Consider the following 15390-nt stretch of genomic DNA (forward strand, 5'->3'; position numbering starts at 1 on the left):
TGGAAAGGCACAGGGAGCTCCTGTACCTCGTTCGGCCATTTCGATCATATGTAGAAGAATAGTTTACCCATTCTCCATCTTCCAATACATAATATGGTCAGTGTACGATATGTCTATGCTATATTATTACAAAATTGCATTTTGATCAAGAATTGTTTGAAAATTTGTGATGATTTGTTTGTCGTTTTTTTAATATACTTTTACAAAATCGAAAAAACTTCAACATACAGCTTGAAAACAGCATTTCTCTACATCTATTTCACATCATTGTTTTTCTATCATATCAAATCTTCCAATCAAAGTGTGACTGCTTCAAATATTTAAGCTGCTTCTATTCTCTTCAGCATCATGATGAAGAGACCTTTACATTGTAAAGGTCTACCGTTTACTCTGCTCGATTTTGAAGAATCGTTTGAATTTTTGTCACCATGAGGTCAATCGCCACATGGTTTTGGCCGCCTTCTGGAATGATAATATCGGCATAACGTTTTGTCGGTTCAATGAATTGATTATGCATTGGTCGGACAACAGATACATATTGTTCAATCACAGAATCGATTGAACGGCCTCTTTCCTTCGTATCGCGTAAAATGCGGCGAATGATGCGAAGGTCTGCATCTGTATCGACATACAGTTTAATATCCATTAAGTCTCTCAAACGTTCGTCTTCTAGTGCAAAAATACCTTCAACGATGATGACATCCTTCGGTTCAACATGGACAGTTTCTTCTGAACGTGTGTTGAGCTTGAAATCATATATTGGCTTTTCAATGGATTCGTACCTTAAGAGCTGTTCCAAATGCTCAAACATCAAGTCGTTGTCAAAGGCAAGCGGGTGATCATAGTTCGTGAGCAGTCGCTCTTCAAATGGCATGTGACTTTGATTTTTGTAATATAAATCTTGCTGAAGCATGAGGATGGAATGTCCTTTAAATTTTTCATAGATCGAATTGGTGACGCTCGTTTTACCTGAACCCGAGCCGCCAGCAATCCCAATGACAACTGGTTTACTCCTCATGTGACTGTTATTTCCCCTTTCTCATCATGTTGCTAGGGTATACTTTTTGATCGAGCTTGAATTTCACGATTTGCAGCGGATGACGAGCGGCATCCAGTTCATGTCCTTTTTCATCCCAGATCGTCTCAATTTTGCATGTGAAATTCTCAATTTCTGGTCCGAAGAACTCTACTTCGTCGCCAGCTTTAAAGAAGTTACGCTGCTGCAATGTGACGATTTGTTCTTTTTCATCGTAATGAAGAACGAGACCAGCGAAATCAAATGTTGTTTTCTTTCCATGAATGCCAAACATTTGTTCATCCGTTCCTGGTACACCTTCGAAAAAGGCTGGCGCTGTATCACGGTTTGCGCATTTATCTAATTCATCTAACCATTCTTGCTGAATGACAAAATGATCCGGATCAGCACAATAGGCGTCAATCACTTTGCGATACACACTCACGACAGTTGCCACATAATGAATTGATTTCATCCGCCCTTCGATTTTTAAGCTGTCGATTCCCATTTCGATCATTTGAGGGATGGATTCGACAAGTTTTAAATCTTTGGGACTCATCGCAAACGCAGCATCTTCATCTGCAAATAATGGCGCTTCCTCAGAACCTTCTAGTTTATAAAGGTCATAATCCCAGCGGCAAGACTGACAGCAGCCACCACGGTTAGAATCTCTTGCCGTCATGTGGTTACTGAGTACGCAGCGGCCCGAATATGCAATACACATCGCACCGTGAATGAATGTTTCAATTTCAATATCAACCTTTTCTTTCATTTCTCTAATTTCCAGCGCACTTGTCTCACGTGCAAGCACCACTCGCTCAAGTCCTTCTTCTTTCCAAAACTGAACAGCTTTCCAGTTCGAAAGAGATTGCTGTGTGCTTAAATGAACTTCAAGCTTCGGTGCGACACGTTTACATGTTTCAATGATGAGCGGATCAGCCACAATAATGCCCGCTACTCCAGCGCCTTCAATCCCTTGAAGATATTCCTCCAGCCCATCCATGTTTTCGTTGTGGGCAAAGATATTTGTCGTTACATAAATTCGTGCACCGTATTTGCTTGCAAATGCGACGCCCTCAGCCATTTCTTCAATTGAAAAGTTATCGGCATTTGAGCGAAGCCCAAATTCTTTTCCACCAATAAAAACGGCGTCTGCTCCGTAATGTACAGCAATTTTCAGCTTTTCTAAGTTTCCTGCTGGTGCAAGCAATTCTGGTTTTTTTGTAATGACACGTTTCTCGTCAATCATTTCAGAAATACCATCTTTTAAAAGGGCCATTTCCCCTGCCTCCTCTTATATTAATAAACCGTTTCTTTAAAGAAGAATCCTGTATCAATCGAACGATTCACTGGCTGGATCTCTTCGATTCGCTTCACCCAGTCCTCTTTCTGATCTTCATAAGCATCTTTGTCAGCCGCTAATAAATCAATTGCTTTTCTATATAGTGACGTCACCTCTGTCATATAAGAAAGTGACTTTAAAATTCCGTCAATTTTAAATGAGTCAATGCCTGCGTCAACAAATTCTTCTAATTCATCAATCATACACACATCATTCGGACTCATAATATGTGTGCCGTTTGCATCCTCGAAAATGGGGTATTTGTTATGACGTTCTTGGTCATGAAGGAAAAGGCCTTCCTCCATGTTTCTGCCTTCAACGTCCATTTGTTTGCCCTGATATTCAAAGTAGTTGCCGATGAGCGTACGTTTTGATTGGAACATACATGTCATGCCATGAACTTGTATTTCGATTTCGACCTCAGCGTTTTCTTTGATGTCGATTACACTGTCCATGTTTAGTTCTTTGGCAAGCACAGCACGCGTTGCGCCTTTTCTGCCCCAGTAGTTACAAGTGTAATAGTTTGTCCCAGTTGTTTCCGTACTCCAGTGAAGATTCAGGTTTACACCTGTTTCCTTCGCTGCCATGATCACAGCTGGGTCTCCAAAGACGACGCCATCTACGTGTAATGCATCGAGATAGGATAAATAATCTCCAAGCAATGGCACACGGTCATTATGAAAAATCGCATTCATTGCCACATACACTTTTTTTTGATGCGCATGTGCAAGTTCAACTGTCTGTTTCACATCTTCTCTTGAAAACTCCCCTGCAAGACGAATGCCGTATGTTTGTTCGCCAATTAAGAATGCATCAGCTCCCGCCTCGATTAATGGAAGTACGTCTGACACCTTGCTTGGCGTCACAAGCAATTCTGGTTTTTTCATGATTGGTCACCTCTTTTTGTACTAATGGCGATCCCGTCTCCAACTGGAATGATGCACGTTTGGAATTCAGGATTTGACATGAGCCATTGATTGTATCGATCAATTTTTCCAATTAATTGTTTTTTTCGTTTATCTTCTATTTCTTCTTCATAGTTCGTTGCCACTAAGCCTTTGAATAATACGTTGTCTGTAATAATCATTCCGTCATGAGCAAGCATCGGTTCAAACAGCTCAAAAAAACGTTTGTACTGCCCTTTTGCAGCATCAATAAAGATCACATCATAGGGCGCCATCGTTTGGACCGTTTTAGCCGATTCCATGGCATCACCAAAGAACACGTGTATTCTTTCTTTTAACTTTAATTCCTCAATGTTCCGTGTCGCTTCTTCATAGCGTTTCGCATTTCGCTCAATCGTGAAAATTTCAGCATCCGGCAGAGCTGTCGCCATTCGAATGGCAGAGTAGCCAATCGCTGTCCCAACCTCAAGAATTTTCTTCGGCTTTTTCATTGATAGCAGCTGCAGCAAAAGTTCAATGCTCACCTTTTCCATAATTGGCACATGATGCTCTTTTGCATATACCTCTAATTGAGTGATTGCATCAGGACTTGGGTGAATTAAATGTTCAATATAATCATTGATTTGATCATCTTCGATAGTCATTATCTGTCTAGCTCCTTCATGACCTGAAAAAGAAGAGTCCTGCCTATTGCAGCTCTCTTTTCTCGTCAATCTTTCGTTCATCTAAGTAAAAACAACCCGATATATTTTACCACAAAGAGGTGGTAATTGCGAACCTATAAAATGGATATTCCAACGAAAAAAACTGCAGGCAATCTTGTATTGTCTACAGTCTTTTCCGATTCACATGGACGTTAATTGCTGCCTGTGATGTATTTCGCTTTCGCTTTGTTGTGTTCATTTAACGTTTTCGTAAAGACGACTTCTCCATTTTTCTTCGCAAGGAAATACACATAATCCGTTTTCTCTGGATGCAGTGCCGCTTTCCATGAAGATTCACCAGCATTTGCAATAGGTCCAGGCGGCATTCCCTTGTTGTTATACGTATTATATGGAGATTTCACCTTGAGGTCTTTGTAATAAACGCGGGATTTATGCTTACCTAGTGCATAAAGAACGGTTGGATCAGTTTGAAGCGGCATGTCCTTTTTCAACCGGTTATAAAATACACTTGAAATTTTTGCCCGATCCGTCTTTTCCGTTGCTTCCATTTCAATCAGTGATGCCATCGTTAACACATCATGTATGGACATGTTTCTCTTTTTCATGTCTTTTTCATACGCTTTCACGTATTGATCTGTTTGTTTAATCATCGTTTCAATGATCGTTTCTAGTGATTCATCCTCGCGATAAAATGGGTATGTCGCAGGGAATAAATAACCTTCTAAAGGATGTTTCACCTGTTTGCTATTAACCTGTGATGTCACCGTTTTCGGATATTTTTTCATTAACGTTTGAATAAAAGCAGGATCATCCAGCTTCGCTTCAACTTCCTTCGCTGAAAAATTCGTCTGGTTTGCAATAATGGCCGCAATATCAGACAGCTGTCTTCCCTCTGGAATCACAAGCTGAAAGGCGTAGTCTGTCCCTCCAGATGTCAGCTTTTGAATCAGCGTGTCTGCGTCCATCGTTTGTTTCAAATGAAAATATCCTGCTTTAAAGCCTGACGCATTTTTGTATTTTGCATAATAAGTGAAAACCTTGTCATTCGAAATGAGCCCATTTTCTTTTAGAATGCCCGCAATCTCGCGGACAGATGTCCCATTAGGAATATGAATATTAATCGTTTGTTTGCTTTTTTGATCGACCGGTCCAAGTGCTGATTTTACATATAAAAAGCCTGATAATGCTGCAATGATGATCACAGCAAGGACAGATAACAGGACGATCCCCATTTTTCTTTTGAAGAATGGTCGTTTCTTTTGTTCTGAAAACATGCATGGCCCTCCTCACATCTAGCTTTTATAGTACATGATTCGACGGAGTTCGGCAATTACTTGCTCATGCATCTCATGACAGAACTTGACATAATACAGCTAAACCAATGCCGCCACCGCTTCCAATAGCAGCCATGACATAGCTTCCATTCGGTAAAGCACGTGCTTCATAAAATAGTCTCACCATCATAGCAGCTCCTGATGCGCTATATGGATGCCCAAGACAAAGTGCACCGCCTCTTCTATTCAATCGGTCATAAGGAATGCTAAACTTGCGGGCAATCAGCGCTATTTTCAGAGCAAAGGCTTCATTGATTTCAAACAGCGCAACATCCTCTACCTTAATTTTCTCTTGATCTAGAAGTTTCTTGATGGCATCAATCGGTGCAGCAGCAGGAAAATGAGGATGCATCGCCGTCACAGCACTTCCGACATATCGTAGCACCGGCTGAAAACCATTCGCCTCCGCTAACGCTCTTTCCATCACAACGACCGCTGCTGCCCCGTCTGCTTCTTTGCAGCTATTGGCGGCAGTCACTGTTCCTTTTCCCGGTGAAAAGACAGGCTTTGCCCGCTGGATCAGCTTCGCCATCGGTCTTATTTTAGCGTACGCTTCATCTATGCTCAGTCCGTCAATGGAAACGATTTCTTCTGAATATGTCCCACGTTTCATGGCATCTATACTTCTTTCCCAGCTTAAAAGGGCATAGTCATCTTGTTCCTTTCTTGTGACTGAAAATCTCGACGCGGTCAGCTCCGCTGCTTCTCCCATAGATGGATCTCCAATCCACTCAGGTGAAAAACGGGCTCTTTCTTTCATTGGTGATCTGGAAATGCTCTCAGTCCCGCCAGCGATATACATCGATCCCCCTCCTGATTGAACCATCACGCAAGCAGTTCGGATCGCTTCAAGGCCAGAGGCACACTGCCTATCAATCGTCATACCGGGCACTTGTAAAGAAAGCCCTGCTTCTAATGAGGACAGACGAGCCATATTACCTCCGCCCCCAACGACATTCCCTAATATGACGTCATCAGGTGTCATCCCCTGCGACAATTGCTGAATAAGGGGCGCAGCCAATTGCTCTGGGAGATAATGTTTCAGTATCCCGTTTTTATCACCAAAGGGTGTTCGTTTTGCTTGTACAATCACTGCTTGCATGACAATTGTTCCTCCGCCCACTTTTTCATGCTGGCACGGGCTATTTTCCCGCCAGAGGTTTCAATCATTTGATCAACGACAAACCATTTTTTTGGTACCTTGTAAGCAGCCAGCTTTTCCTTGACAGCTTGCCGAATCGTCTTTGTCTGCTTCCCTTGTTCAATAATAGCAACTGGAATTTCACCCCAATATGGGTCAGGAAGTCCAATGACGATTGACCGTTTTACCTCAGGCTGTTCATTTAGCACACGCTCCACTTCCTCTGGAAAGATATTAAGCCCTCCATAGACGATCAAGCCATTCTCACGTCCGCTCATATACAAATAGCCGTCTTCATCCATCCAGCCCATATCATAAACTGTCAGCCATTCCTCAGGTGCTTTCACATCATGTAAGTAGCCTGAAAAAGACATCGGACTCTTCACATAGATTCTTCCTGTTTCATTTGGCTGACAGATCGATTGATCTGCCCGCCTCACTTCGACTTGAATGGACGAAAAGGGCCTTCCGACAGAAGAAGGTTTTTGCAGAAAGTCATTTGAAGACAAGTAAGATACAAAGCTTAGCTCGGAAGTGCCGTAAAAATCAAAAAAAGTCACATGCGGATAATGGGTGACGAGTTGTTTCTTTGATGAGATGTTCCAATCTGCTCCGGAGGATAAGACAAGAAGCGGGTTTCTCCTTCCAAAAGCATCGATTTCTAGCAACGATTCTGTCATTGTCGGGACAGTATACATCACAGTGATGTCTTCTGTTTCTAATGCTTTCTTTGCTTTGACTGGCGCAAATTTTTCTAAAAGCGTCATTGTACCCCCAAAGTAAAGCGTACTAATGGCACCATATAAAAAGTGCGAGGATAAGAGTGTGCCTATTATCAGGACATGATCTTGATGAGTGATTCCAAACGCATCAGCTGTCGTTCGAAAGCTTTCGATCCATGACTGATGGCGCCTGATAAAAGCTTTAGGTGAACCCGTTGAACCGGATGTAAATCCCATATAAAAGACAGGGTTCTCCTCGCTGCCACTTTTGATACAAGGGCTATGTGTCATCAGGCTCAAGCTTTCCTCCCATTCAGATAAGGAAAGAACCGGTATGTCTACGCTGTGCTTTTCAAATCTTTTCATATATCGATCCTCTACTATGACGAGGTCTGATTTACTTAACAAAAGCTTTGCTACATATTCCTCATGGCTCCATCTCGGATCAAGGGGAATAGCTGTCCACCCTGCAGAAGCAGCGCCTGCAAATATTTGCAAAAAAGAAGCACCATTTGATAATAAAAAAGCGACTCTTTTTTGTTCGTGAGGCGCTTGTTGTAACCATTGCGCCGATGTCTGGACACGCTCATACCAATCTTGATAAGTGATTTTTTCTTGTCCATCAATGATAGCGATATGATCTGGGTTCATTTCTGCATGTAATGCATAGCTTTCCGTTATTCTGTTCAAACCGCGCGCCTCCCTTTATGTATGTCCCTTTTTTGATATGACATGGCCTCAATGATTTTCACTGTGAGAATCGAACATATGCCCGCTTTGATCAGATCACCTGGAATATAAATCAAACTAAGGAGAGCTGCTTGAGTGACCTTGATATCCATCATCATCGCTTGAAAAGGAATACCACATAGATACAAAATCCCGATACTGCATATCGCAAAGATCATAAAAAGACGCAGAGCGGTCACTTTTTTCAGGCGATTCAGCCACAAACTAATCATCAGAGCAGCCACTGGATAAGCAAGTAAAAAACCACCGCTTGGTCCAAAAAAGACCCCTATTCCGCCTCTACCACCTGACAAAAGAGGTGCACCTGCTGCCACGATTAAAAGAAACAGAATCAAACTGATCAGCGCCTGTTTCGGCTTTAATAGCCCCCCGGCTAGCAAAAGACCTGCCGTTTGCAATGTGATGGGTACAGGTGTAAACGTAAGTAAAATAGGCGGGATAAATCCTAACATCCCCATAACCGCTGTCATTAACGCCATTTGCATCATATCTTGAAGTTTCAATTTTTATCCCCCTCACTCAATTCATTGTTAAAATTAGAGTAAAAGGTACAGATTTATATGTCAACTAAAATTAAATAAAAGTTAACATATATACCGTAAAAAAAAGACCTGCGAAGAAAGATCACTAAGATCTGCTCACAGGCCTTTTATTCGTTCTATTCTTCGTCTTCTTGATCTAAGAACGTATTTAACGTTTCTTCAATCATGTCCCACTCTTCATCCGTTTCAATAGGCTCTAGCTCGCCATCTTCACCGTCTTCATTCGGCGTGAAGCTTGATGCATGAATTTCAATTTCTTCGTTATCTTGTTCAGAAATTGGGTAGTAAAGAACATATGATTTGTTAAAATGGTCGCTTTCAAAAGTAAATAGTACTTCGCAAAGCTGTTCATTTCCATTATCATCAACGATTGTAATTTGCTTTTCTCCGTGTTCCATTTGATTCACCTCATTTTAATTTAAGCTGTCTAAGTACCCTTGCAGGATCATAACAGCCGCCATTTTATCAATGACTTTTTTACGCTTTTGTCTGCTCACATCTGCAGAGATGAGCATTTTTTCCGCTGCCATTGTTGACAGACGCTCGTCCCAAAGCACAACAGGAACATTGTACGTGTTTTCTAATACTTTCGCAAATGATTGGCTGGCTTCGCCTCTAGGACCGACCGTACCGTTCATATTTTTTGGAAAGCCAAGTACGATTTTATCCGCTCCGTATTGTGCGATAATCTCAGACAGGCGGCTGAGACCGAAGTCTCCGCCTGCTTCATCAATTTTAATTGTTTCAATCCCCTGCGCTGTCCAGCCCATTTCATCACTGATCGCAACACCAAGGGTTTTCGTGCCTAAATCTAAGCCTAAAATTCTCATATTTACGCCTCTTTATGTGTCTCTAAGTACGATTTAACCAATTCCTCAATTAATTCGTCTCGTTCTAGTTTACGAATTAGGTTGCGTGCATCCTGATGTCTTGGAATATAAGCAGGGTCGCCTGACAGCAAGTATCCGACAATTTGATTGATCGGGTTGTATCCTTTTTCTTGGAGTGCATCATGTACTGTAATGAGCACTTCATTCACATTGGTTTCAGCTGAATCATCAGAGAAGTTAAACTTCATTGTCTTATCAAATGAACTCACTGCTTCTTGCACCTCTCTTCCAACATTCTACTAGCAAGCTTTTTTCTAACCGCTCATCTAATACCATTATTCTACACTACATCGCCTGATTATAAAACGGATTTGACAGATTCTTCGACAGTTGCTAGTGCTTCTTCTAGCTTTTCCGGTTGTTTTCCGCCTGCTTGTGCCATGTCTGGGCGTCCGCCTCCGCCTCCGCCGCAGATTTCAGCTGCTTGTTTTACAAGTTTTCCTGCATGCAGACCTTTTTCGATGACGTCTTTGGTCACTCCTGCTGAAATGTTTACTTTTCCGTTTTGAACGGCTCCGAGTACGATAACAGCTGAGCCTAATTTGGCTTTTAAGTCATCAACCATTGTTCTTAAATGGTTCATGTCTTTCGCGTTTACTTTTTCAGTTAACACTTTCACTCCGCCAATGTCTATGACTTTCTCTAAAATTGAGCCTGCTTCTGCCTGGCTTAATTTCGCCAGAAGAGATTCGTTTTCTCTTTGAACCTCTTTTAAATCCGCCTGTAATGACGCGATACGTTTTGGCACGTCTTTCGTATTTGACTTCAGCTCACTCGCTGCCTGCTCTAAAATCGCCAGCTGGTCATTTAATTCTTCGTATGCACCTTTACCAGTCACAGCCTCAATCCGGCGTGTTCCAGCACCAATACCCGATTCCGATGCAATTTTAAACAAGCCGATTTCCGCAGTATTTTGCACGTGACAGCCGCCGCATAGCTCGATGCTGTAATCGCCCACTTGAACCACGCGGACAATATCTCCATACTTCTCGCCAAATAGTGCCATTGCGCCCATCTCTTTTGCTTCAGCAATTGGCTTCAGATCAATGGCAACAGAAATGCCTTCCCAGATCTTTTCGTTCACGATTTTTTCAATCTGTGATAATTCTTCTTTTGTCACTTGTCCAAAGTGAGAGAAGTCAAAGCGAAGTCTGTTTTCATTCACCAATGATCCTGCTTGGTTCACGTGGCTACCCAATACATCTTTTAGCGCTTGATGTAAAAGGTGTGTCGCTGTATGGTTTTTCACAATGCCTTTTCGAAGAGCTGATGCCACTTCTGCAGTGACTTCAAGACCTTTTTTGGCCGTACCGCTTACAACGACACCCTCATGAACATGCTGACCATTTGGCGCCTTTTTCACATCCTTGATGTCAATGATGACTTCTGCGCTTTTTAATGTCCCTTTATCAGCTACTTGTCCGCCGCTTTCCGCATAGAAAGGAGTTTCATCTAATAAGATTTGCACCGTTTCTCCTTCATGTGCTTCTGTGACAATCTCACCATTTTGAAGCAATTCGACAATATGAGCATCCGCCGTTAGATTTTCGTAGCCAACAAAAGTGCTCTCTACTTTAATATCACCTAGAGCGCCGCCTTGAACTTGCATGCTGCCGACATCTTGTCTTGCATTTCTTGCACGCTCACGCTGCTTCTCCATCTCTGTTTGGAAACCTTCTCGGTCCACTGTCATGTTCTCATCTTCTGCGTATTCTTCTGTGAGCTCGACAGGGAATCCATATGTGTCATAAAGTTTAAAGATATCTTCACCTGAAATCTGTGAGCTGCCTTTGTCTCTTTCTTTTTTGATGACTTCTGACAAAATTGCTAAGCCTTCGTTCAGTGTTTCATGGAAACGTTCTTCTTCATTTTTGATGACTTTTGCAATAAATTCTTCTTTTGCTTGTACATCTGGGTAGAAATCTTTCATGATTTCCGCGACAACTGGTACTAAGTCATACATAAACGGACGGTGGATGTGAATGGTTTTTGCATAACGCACCGCACGGCGAAGCAAACGTCTTAACACATATCCACGGCCTTCATTAGAAGGAAGCGCTCCGTCACTTACAGCGAAGGCAACAGTACGGATATGGTCAGCAATTACTTTAAATGCTGTGTCCTTTTCCTTCGCCAAACCATAGCTTTCTCCAGAGATGGTTTCGACTGCACGAATAATCGGCATGAATAGATCTGTATCAAAGTTCGTTGGCACATTTTGAATGACAGATACCATTCGTTCAAGTCCCATCCCTGTATCAATGTTTTTCTTCGGCAGCGGTGTGTATGACCCATCTGGATTATGGTTGAATTCAGAGAACACAAGATTCCACACTTCTAGATAGCGCTCATTTTCCCCGCCAGGATATAATTCTGGATCGTTCATGTCGGCACCGTATGATTCACCACGGTCATAGAAAATTTCCGTATTTGGTCCACTTGGGCCCTCCCCAATATCCCAGAAGTTGCCTTCAAGACGAATAATACGTTCTTCAGGCACACCGATTTTATCTCTCCATAGAACATACGCTTCTTCGTCCTCTGGATGGACAGTGACAGATAACAAATTCGGGTCAAAGCCAATCCACTCGTCACTTGTGAGGAATTCCCATGCCCATTCGATCGCTTCTTCTTTAAAATAATCACCAATAGAGAAGTTGCCAAGCATTTCAAAGAACGTATGATGGCGTGCTGTTTTCCCTACATTTTCAATATCATTCGTACGAATCGATTTTTGTGCGTTGCAAATACGCGGGTTATCAGGCACGACGCGGCCATCAAAATATTTCTTTAATGTAGCCACACCACTGTTAATCCATAAAAGTGTCGGATCATCATGCGGTACGAGTGACGCACTCGGTTCTACAGCATGTCCTTTTTCTTTAAAAAAGTCTAAAAACATTTGACGCACTTGAGCAGAAGTTAAAGTTTTCATTCAAAAATCCTCCCTTATCATTCATCAATCTCCACACAAACGAAAAAACATCCCGCCCTATGCAAGCACAAAACGACTTACACAGGGACGAGATGTTCTCGCGGTACCACCCTGATTATAGACTTATTCGTCTATCACCTTCACATCCGATAACGCCGGAAGAGAGCGGCAGTGTTTATCTGCACTCGGGACTAGCTTCCGTTAAAGGTCTGATAAGGCTTTTCTCAGCAACATAAAGCCTCTCTCTGCAACAGCTTTTTAACGTACTCGGGTCCGTCATTGAATTCAATATGTAGTATGAATCGAAATTATTATAGACAACTCGGCTCCTCTTGTCAATGAACGCTTCGTCTCATCAGAATATATTGTACAATGATCACCCTAATAATAGCCGCAGTAGGTACGGCTAAAATCATGCCAATCAGGCCAAATAACTCTCCTCCTGCAAGCAAGACAAGCATAATGACGACAGGGTGCATATGAAGACTTCTCCCTACGATGATCGGGCTGAGGATATTACTCTCTAAAAATTGCAGCACCGCTACTGTAATCAGCACAATGATGACCGATTTAACCGAAATGGTAAAGGCAATGAAAACAGCAGGAATCGCACCAATAATCGGTCCAAAGTACGGAATCACATTCGTTGCGCCAATCAGCATACCAAGGACAAGCGGATACGGGATATGAAACAGCCAGAGCACGACGGCTGCTGCACCCCCGATTAAGGAACAAACGAGCAATTGTCCTCTAATATAATTACCAAGCGATTCATCCACTGCTTTTACAAAGGCATGTCCCCTCTTCCGATATGACGGCGGGGTTAAATACCATGCAGCCCGCTTCATCGTATTCATGTCTTTGACCATATAAAAAACGAGAAAAGGAATGAGTGCTGCAACTAATGCGTAATCAAGTAATGCTTTACAGCTCAGAATCATCCGCTCTGCGCCGTTAGCTGCATATGTCTCAGATTGGACAATCATGCGGTCCAGCCTGTCGTGAAGTCCGTCGGGCCAATGACTAGTATGACGATGAATATGGGATAATGCGCCATTATACGTTTCAGCCAGCACAGGAATTTGTTCTGAAAGCTCATTTAGCTGCTTGATCATGACAGGTGCTCCTTTATAGACTGCCAACCCAATCCCGCCAAAAAACAGCACATAAATCAATAAAAGACTTATTGTCCTTGGCAAGCCCTCCGCGTGCAATCTTTCCACAATCGGATAAAGGAGATAAGAAATAAAAATGGCAATAAGAAGCGGAATCAAAACCGCTTTTAATAACAAAAAAATAGGCATCCATAACTCGTCAAGCTGCAGCAAAATGAGCAAGGAAGCAAGGACAAGCAGGACCCCTGCAGCATATATTAGAAATTGGATCGGATGTTTCTTCACCTTTTTCACCTCTTTTCTTATTGTTTATCCATCTTCTGTAATTATCCACTTAAATAAAATTTGTCCTAACTTTGTTAAAAATGAATACACATAAAACATACAGCTCCATCCAAAGTCACTATCATGTCTCCACTGGATTCCATCATGTACAAGAGGAGGTTCTTCATGATCACATTCGAAGAAGTCAACAAGCATTATGGCCAGTTCCATGTACTGAAAGACATTAACCTACATATTCAAAAAGGCGAGGTTGTCGTGATCATCGGTCCTTCAGGATCTGGTAAAAGCACGATGCTCAGATGCATCAATCGTCTCGAAAGCATTGATGAGGGAAAGGTACTCGTCAACGAAGTGCCTGTTCAGCATCCGAAAACCAACATCAATCTAATCAGGCAAAATATCGGGATGGTTTTTCAGCATTTTCACCTCTATCCTCATAAGACGGTGCTTGAAAACATTATGCTTGCGCCAATGAAGGTGAAAAAGGTGAGCAAGGAGGAAGCGAAGGAAACAGCTGAATTTTATTTAAATAAAGTCGGCATTCCTGATAAGGCTGATGCCTACCCTTCAAGACTCTCAGGTGGACAGCAGCAGCGTGTTGCAATTGCAAGAGGACTCGCGATGAAGCCAGAGGTCATGCTGTTCGACGAACCGACATCCGCACTTGACCCAGAAATGATTGGCGAGGTACTTGATGTGATGAAGCAGCTTGCCCGTGAAGGAATGACCATGGTCGTTGTTACACATGAGATGGGATTTGCTCGGGAAGTGGCTGACCGCATTGTCTTTATTGACGAAGGCAGAGTTCTTGAAGAGTCAACACCGGCTGCATTTTATGAGAAACCGCGTGAGAAACGCGCTCAGCTCTTTTTAAGCCGTATTTTAAATCACTAGGGGGAATGATTTGATGAAAAAAATGAAACGATTTGGCCTGCTGCTCTTTATGACTTGCTGTATTGCCGCTTTAGCTGCTTGTGGGTCGACTGAAAAAGGCTCATCTGATACAAAGCAAGGAAGCTCTTTAGAAGCCATTAAGAAAGACAAAAAAATCATTTTCGGTGTTAAAAATGACACACGCCTCTTCGGTTTGAAAAATCCTAGCAACGGAGATATCGAAGGATTTGATATTGATATTGCGAAAGCCATTGCAAAGGAAATGCTCGGGGATGATGGAAAAGTAGAATTTAAAGAAGTGACATCGAAAACGAGAATTCCTTTACTGCAAAAAGGTGATATTCATGCGATCGTTGCGACCATGACGATAACAGAAGAGCGCAAGAAAGAAGTCAATTTCTCAGATGTTTACTTTGAAGCAGGACAATCACTGCTTGTGAAAAAAGGAAGCGACATTCAATCGATTGATGATCTTAAAAAAGGGACGAAAGTGCTTGCAGTGAAAGGGTCTACTTCTTCTCAAAATATCCGTGAGAAAGCACCTGAAGCGTCTGTATTAGAATTTGAGAACTATCAGGAAGCTTTTACAGCCTTAAAATCAAACCAAGGGCAAGTGCTGACAACTGATAATGCGATCTTATTTGGTATGGCAGATGAGGATTCAAATTACGAAGTCGTTGGCGGCACCTTTACAGATGAGCCTTATGGCATTGCTGTAAAAAAAGGTGATCAGGAATTAACTGAAGCGATCAATCAAGCCTTAAAAACATTAAAAGACAATGGAGAGTATGACAAGATTCATCAAAAATGGATCAAAGAATAACGTTTGACTGGTGACGATCTATTCTCTCAAGG

The 15390-nt window shown here is 42.2% G+C and carries 15 protein-coding genes and 1 other annotated feature; of the genes, 2 read left to right on the forward strand and 13 right to left on the reverse strand.

Going from position 1 to position 15390, the window contains the following annotated elements:
- Nucleotides 1–385 precede the first annotated feature (385 nt).
- From udk to C5695_RS13195, 13 genes are all read right to left on the reverse strand, one after another.
- Nucleotides 386–1018: a uridine kinase gene (gene udk, locus C5695_RS13135; RefSeq protein ID WP_024423106.1), complete on the reverse strand. Its 633-nt coding sequence runs from the start codon at nt 1016–1018 to the stop codon at nt 386–388.
- A gap of 7 nt (nt 1019–1025) precedes the next feature.
- Nucleotides 1026–2294 carry a peptidase U32 family protein gene (locus tag C5695_RS13140; protein ID WP_117731110.1) on the reverse strand — a complete coding sequence of 423 codons (1269 nt, stop codon included), beginning with the start codon at nt 2292–2294 and terminating at the stop codon, nt 1026–1028.
- Between the two features lie 20 nt (nt 2295–2314).
- Nucleotides 2315–3244 carry a peptidase U32 family protein gene (locus tag C5695_RS13145; RefSeq protein ID WP_117731111.1) on the reverse strand — a complete coding sequence of 310 codons (930 nt, stop codon included), beginning with the start codon at nt 3242–3244 and terminating at the stop codon, nt 2315–2317.
- Nucleotides 3241–3906, reverse strand: a complete 666-nt coding sequence (locus C5695_RS13150) for an O-methyltransferase (protein WP_117731112.1) — start codon at nt 3904–3906, stop codon at nt 3241–3243. The genes C5695_RS13145 and C5695_RS13150 overlap by 4 nt, the downstream gene beginning before the upstream one ends.
- 212 nt (nt 3907–4118) lie before the next feature.
- A complete protein-coding gene (mltG, locus tag C5695_RS13155; protein WP_117731113.1) occupies nt 4119–5201 on the reverse strand; it encodes an endolytic transglycosylase MltG in 1083 nt (360 codons plus the stop codon).
- 73 nt (nt 5202–5274) lie between these two features.
- Entirely contained in the window at nt 5275–6363 is a 1089-nt protein-coding gene (locus C5695_RS13160) for an acetyl-CoA C-acyltransferase (protein ID WP_117731114.1), read from the reverse strand.
- The gene (locus tag C5695_RS13165) at nt 6351–7775 is read right to left on the reverse strand and encodes an acyl-CoA synthetase (RefSeq protein WP_410369228.1); all 1425 of its coding nucleotides are present in this window, start codon (nt 7773–7775) and stop codon (nt 6351–6353) included. The genes C5695_RS13160 and C5695_RS13165 overlap by 13 nt, the downstream gene beginning before the upstream one ends.
- A 35-nt stretch (nt 7776–7810) precedes the next feature.
- Entirely contained in the window at nt 7811–8377 is a 567-nt protein-coding gene (locus C5695_RS13170) for a biotin transporter BioY (protein ID WP_117731116.1), read from the reverse strand.
- A 155-nt stretch (nt 8378–8532) separates the two neighbouring features.
- The gene (locus tag C5695_RS13175) at nt 8533–8814 is read right to left on the reverse strand and encodes a DUF1292 domain-containing protein (protein WP_024423112.1); all 282 of its coding nucleotides are present in this window, start codon (nt 8812–8814) and stop codon (nt 8533–8535) included.
- Between the two features lie 15 nt (nt 8815–8829).
- A complete protein-coding gene (gene ruvX, locus C5695_RS13180; protein ID WP_117731117.1) occupies nt 8830–9246 on the reverse strand; it encodes a Holliday junction resolvase RuvX in 417 nt (138 codons plus the stop codon).
- A 2-nt stretch (nt 9247–9248) separates the two neighbouring features.
- A complete protein-coding gene (locus C5695_RS13185; protein WP_008358522.1) occupies nt 9249–9515 on the reverse strand; it encodes an IreB family regulatory phosphoprotein in 267 nt (88 codons plus the stop codon).
- An 89-nt stretch (nt 9516–9604) separates the two neighbouring features.
- A complete protein-coding gene (alaS, locus tag C5695_RS13190; RefSeq protein ID WP_117731118.1) occupies nt 9605–12241 on the reverse strand; it encodes an alanine--tRNA ligase in 2637 nt (878 codons plus the stop codon).
- An 80-nt stretch (nt 12242–12321) separates the two neighbouring features.
- Nucleotides 12322–12530 (reverse strand) — a binding site (T-box leader).
- Between the two features lie 46 nt (nt 12531–12576).
- Nucleotides 12577–13641 (reverse strand): AI-2E family transporter, encoded by a 1065-nt coding sequence (locus tag C5695_RS13195; RefSeq protein ID WP_117731119.1) that lies wholly within the window; start codon nt 13639–13641, stop codon nt 12577–12579.
- 165 nt (nt 13642–13806) lie between these two features.
- Between C5695_RS13195 and C5695_RS13200 the strand changes: the two genes are divergently transcribed.
- Entirely contained in the window at nt 13807–14535 is a 729-nt protein-coding gene (locus tag C5695_RS13200; protein WP_117731120.1) for an amino acid ABC transporter ATP-binding protein, read from the forward strand.
- Between the two features lie 13 nt (nt 14536–14548).
- Nucleotides 14549–15358 (forward strand): transporter substrate-binding domain-containing protein, encoded by an 810-nt coding sequence (locus tag C5695_RS13205; RefSeq protein WP_117731121.1) that lies wholly within the window; start codon nt 14549–14551, stop codon nt 15356–15358.
- Nucleotides 15359–15390 lie beyond the last annotated feature (32 nt).

It is taken from the genome of Bacillus pumilus, from assembly GCF_003431975.1.
Lineage (GTDB): Bacteria > Bacillota > Bacilli > Bacillales > Bacillaceae > Bacillus > Bacillus pumilus_N.

Excerpts from the sequence above, each read along its gene's own strand:
- udk (WP_024423106.1), bottom strand. The coding sequence starts at position 1,018 with ATGAGGAGTAAACCAGTTGTCATTGGGATTGCTGGCGGCTCGGGTTCA.
- C5695_RS13140 (WP_117731110.1), bottom strand. The coding sequence starts at position 2,294 with ATGGCCCTTTTAAAAGATGGTATTTCTGAAATGATTGACGAGAAACGT.
- C5695_RS13145 (WP_117731111.1), bottom strand. The coding sequence starts at position 3,244 with ATGAAAAAACCAGAATTGCTTGTGACGCCAAGCAAGGTGTCAGACGTA.
- C5695_RS13150 (WP_117731112.1), bottom strand. The coding sequence starts at position 3,906 with ATGACTATCGAAGATGATCAAATCAATGATTATATTGAACATTTAATT.
- mltG (WP_117731113.1), bottom strand. The coding sequence starts at position 5,201 with ATGTTTTCAGAACAAAAGAAACGACCATTCTTCAAAAGAAAAATGGGG.
- C5695_RS13160 (WP_117731114.1), bottom strand. The coding sequence starts at position 6,363 with ATGCAAGCAGTGATTGTACAAGCAAAACGAACACCCTTTGGTGATAAA.
- C5695_RS13165 (WP_410369228.1), bottom strand. The coding sequence starts at position 7,775 with ATGAACCCAGATCATATCGCTATCATTGATGGACAAGAAAAAATCACT.
- C5695_RS13175 (WP_024423112.1), bottom strand. The coding sequence starts at position 8,814 with ATGGAACACGGAGAAAAGCAAATTACAATCGTTGATGATAATGGAAAT.
- ruvX (WP_117731117.1), bottom strand. The coding sequence starts at position 9,246 with ATGAGAATTTTAGGCTTAGATTTAGGCACGAAAACCCTTGGTGTTGCG.
- alaS (WP_117731118.1), bottom strand. The coding sequence starts at position 12,241 with ATGAAAACTTTAACTTCTGCTCAAGTGCGTCAAATGTTTTTAGACTTT.
- C5695_RS13200 (WP_117731120.1), top strand. The coding sequence starts at position 13,807 with ATGATCACATTCGAAGAAGTCAACAAGCATTATGGCCAGTTCCATGTA.
- C5695_RS13205 (WP_117731121.1), top strand. The coding sequence starts at position 14,549 with ATGAAAAAAATGAAACGATTTGGCCTGCTGCTCTTTATGACTTGCTGT.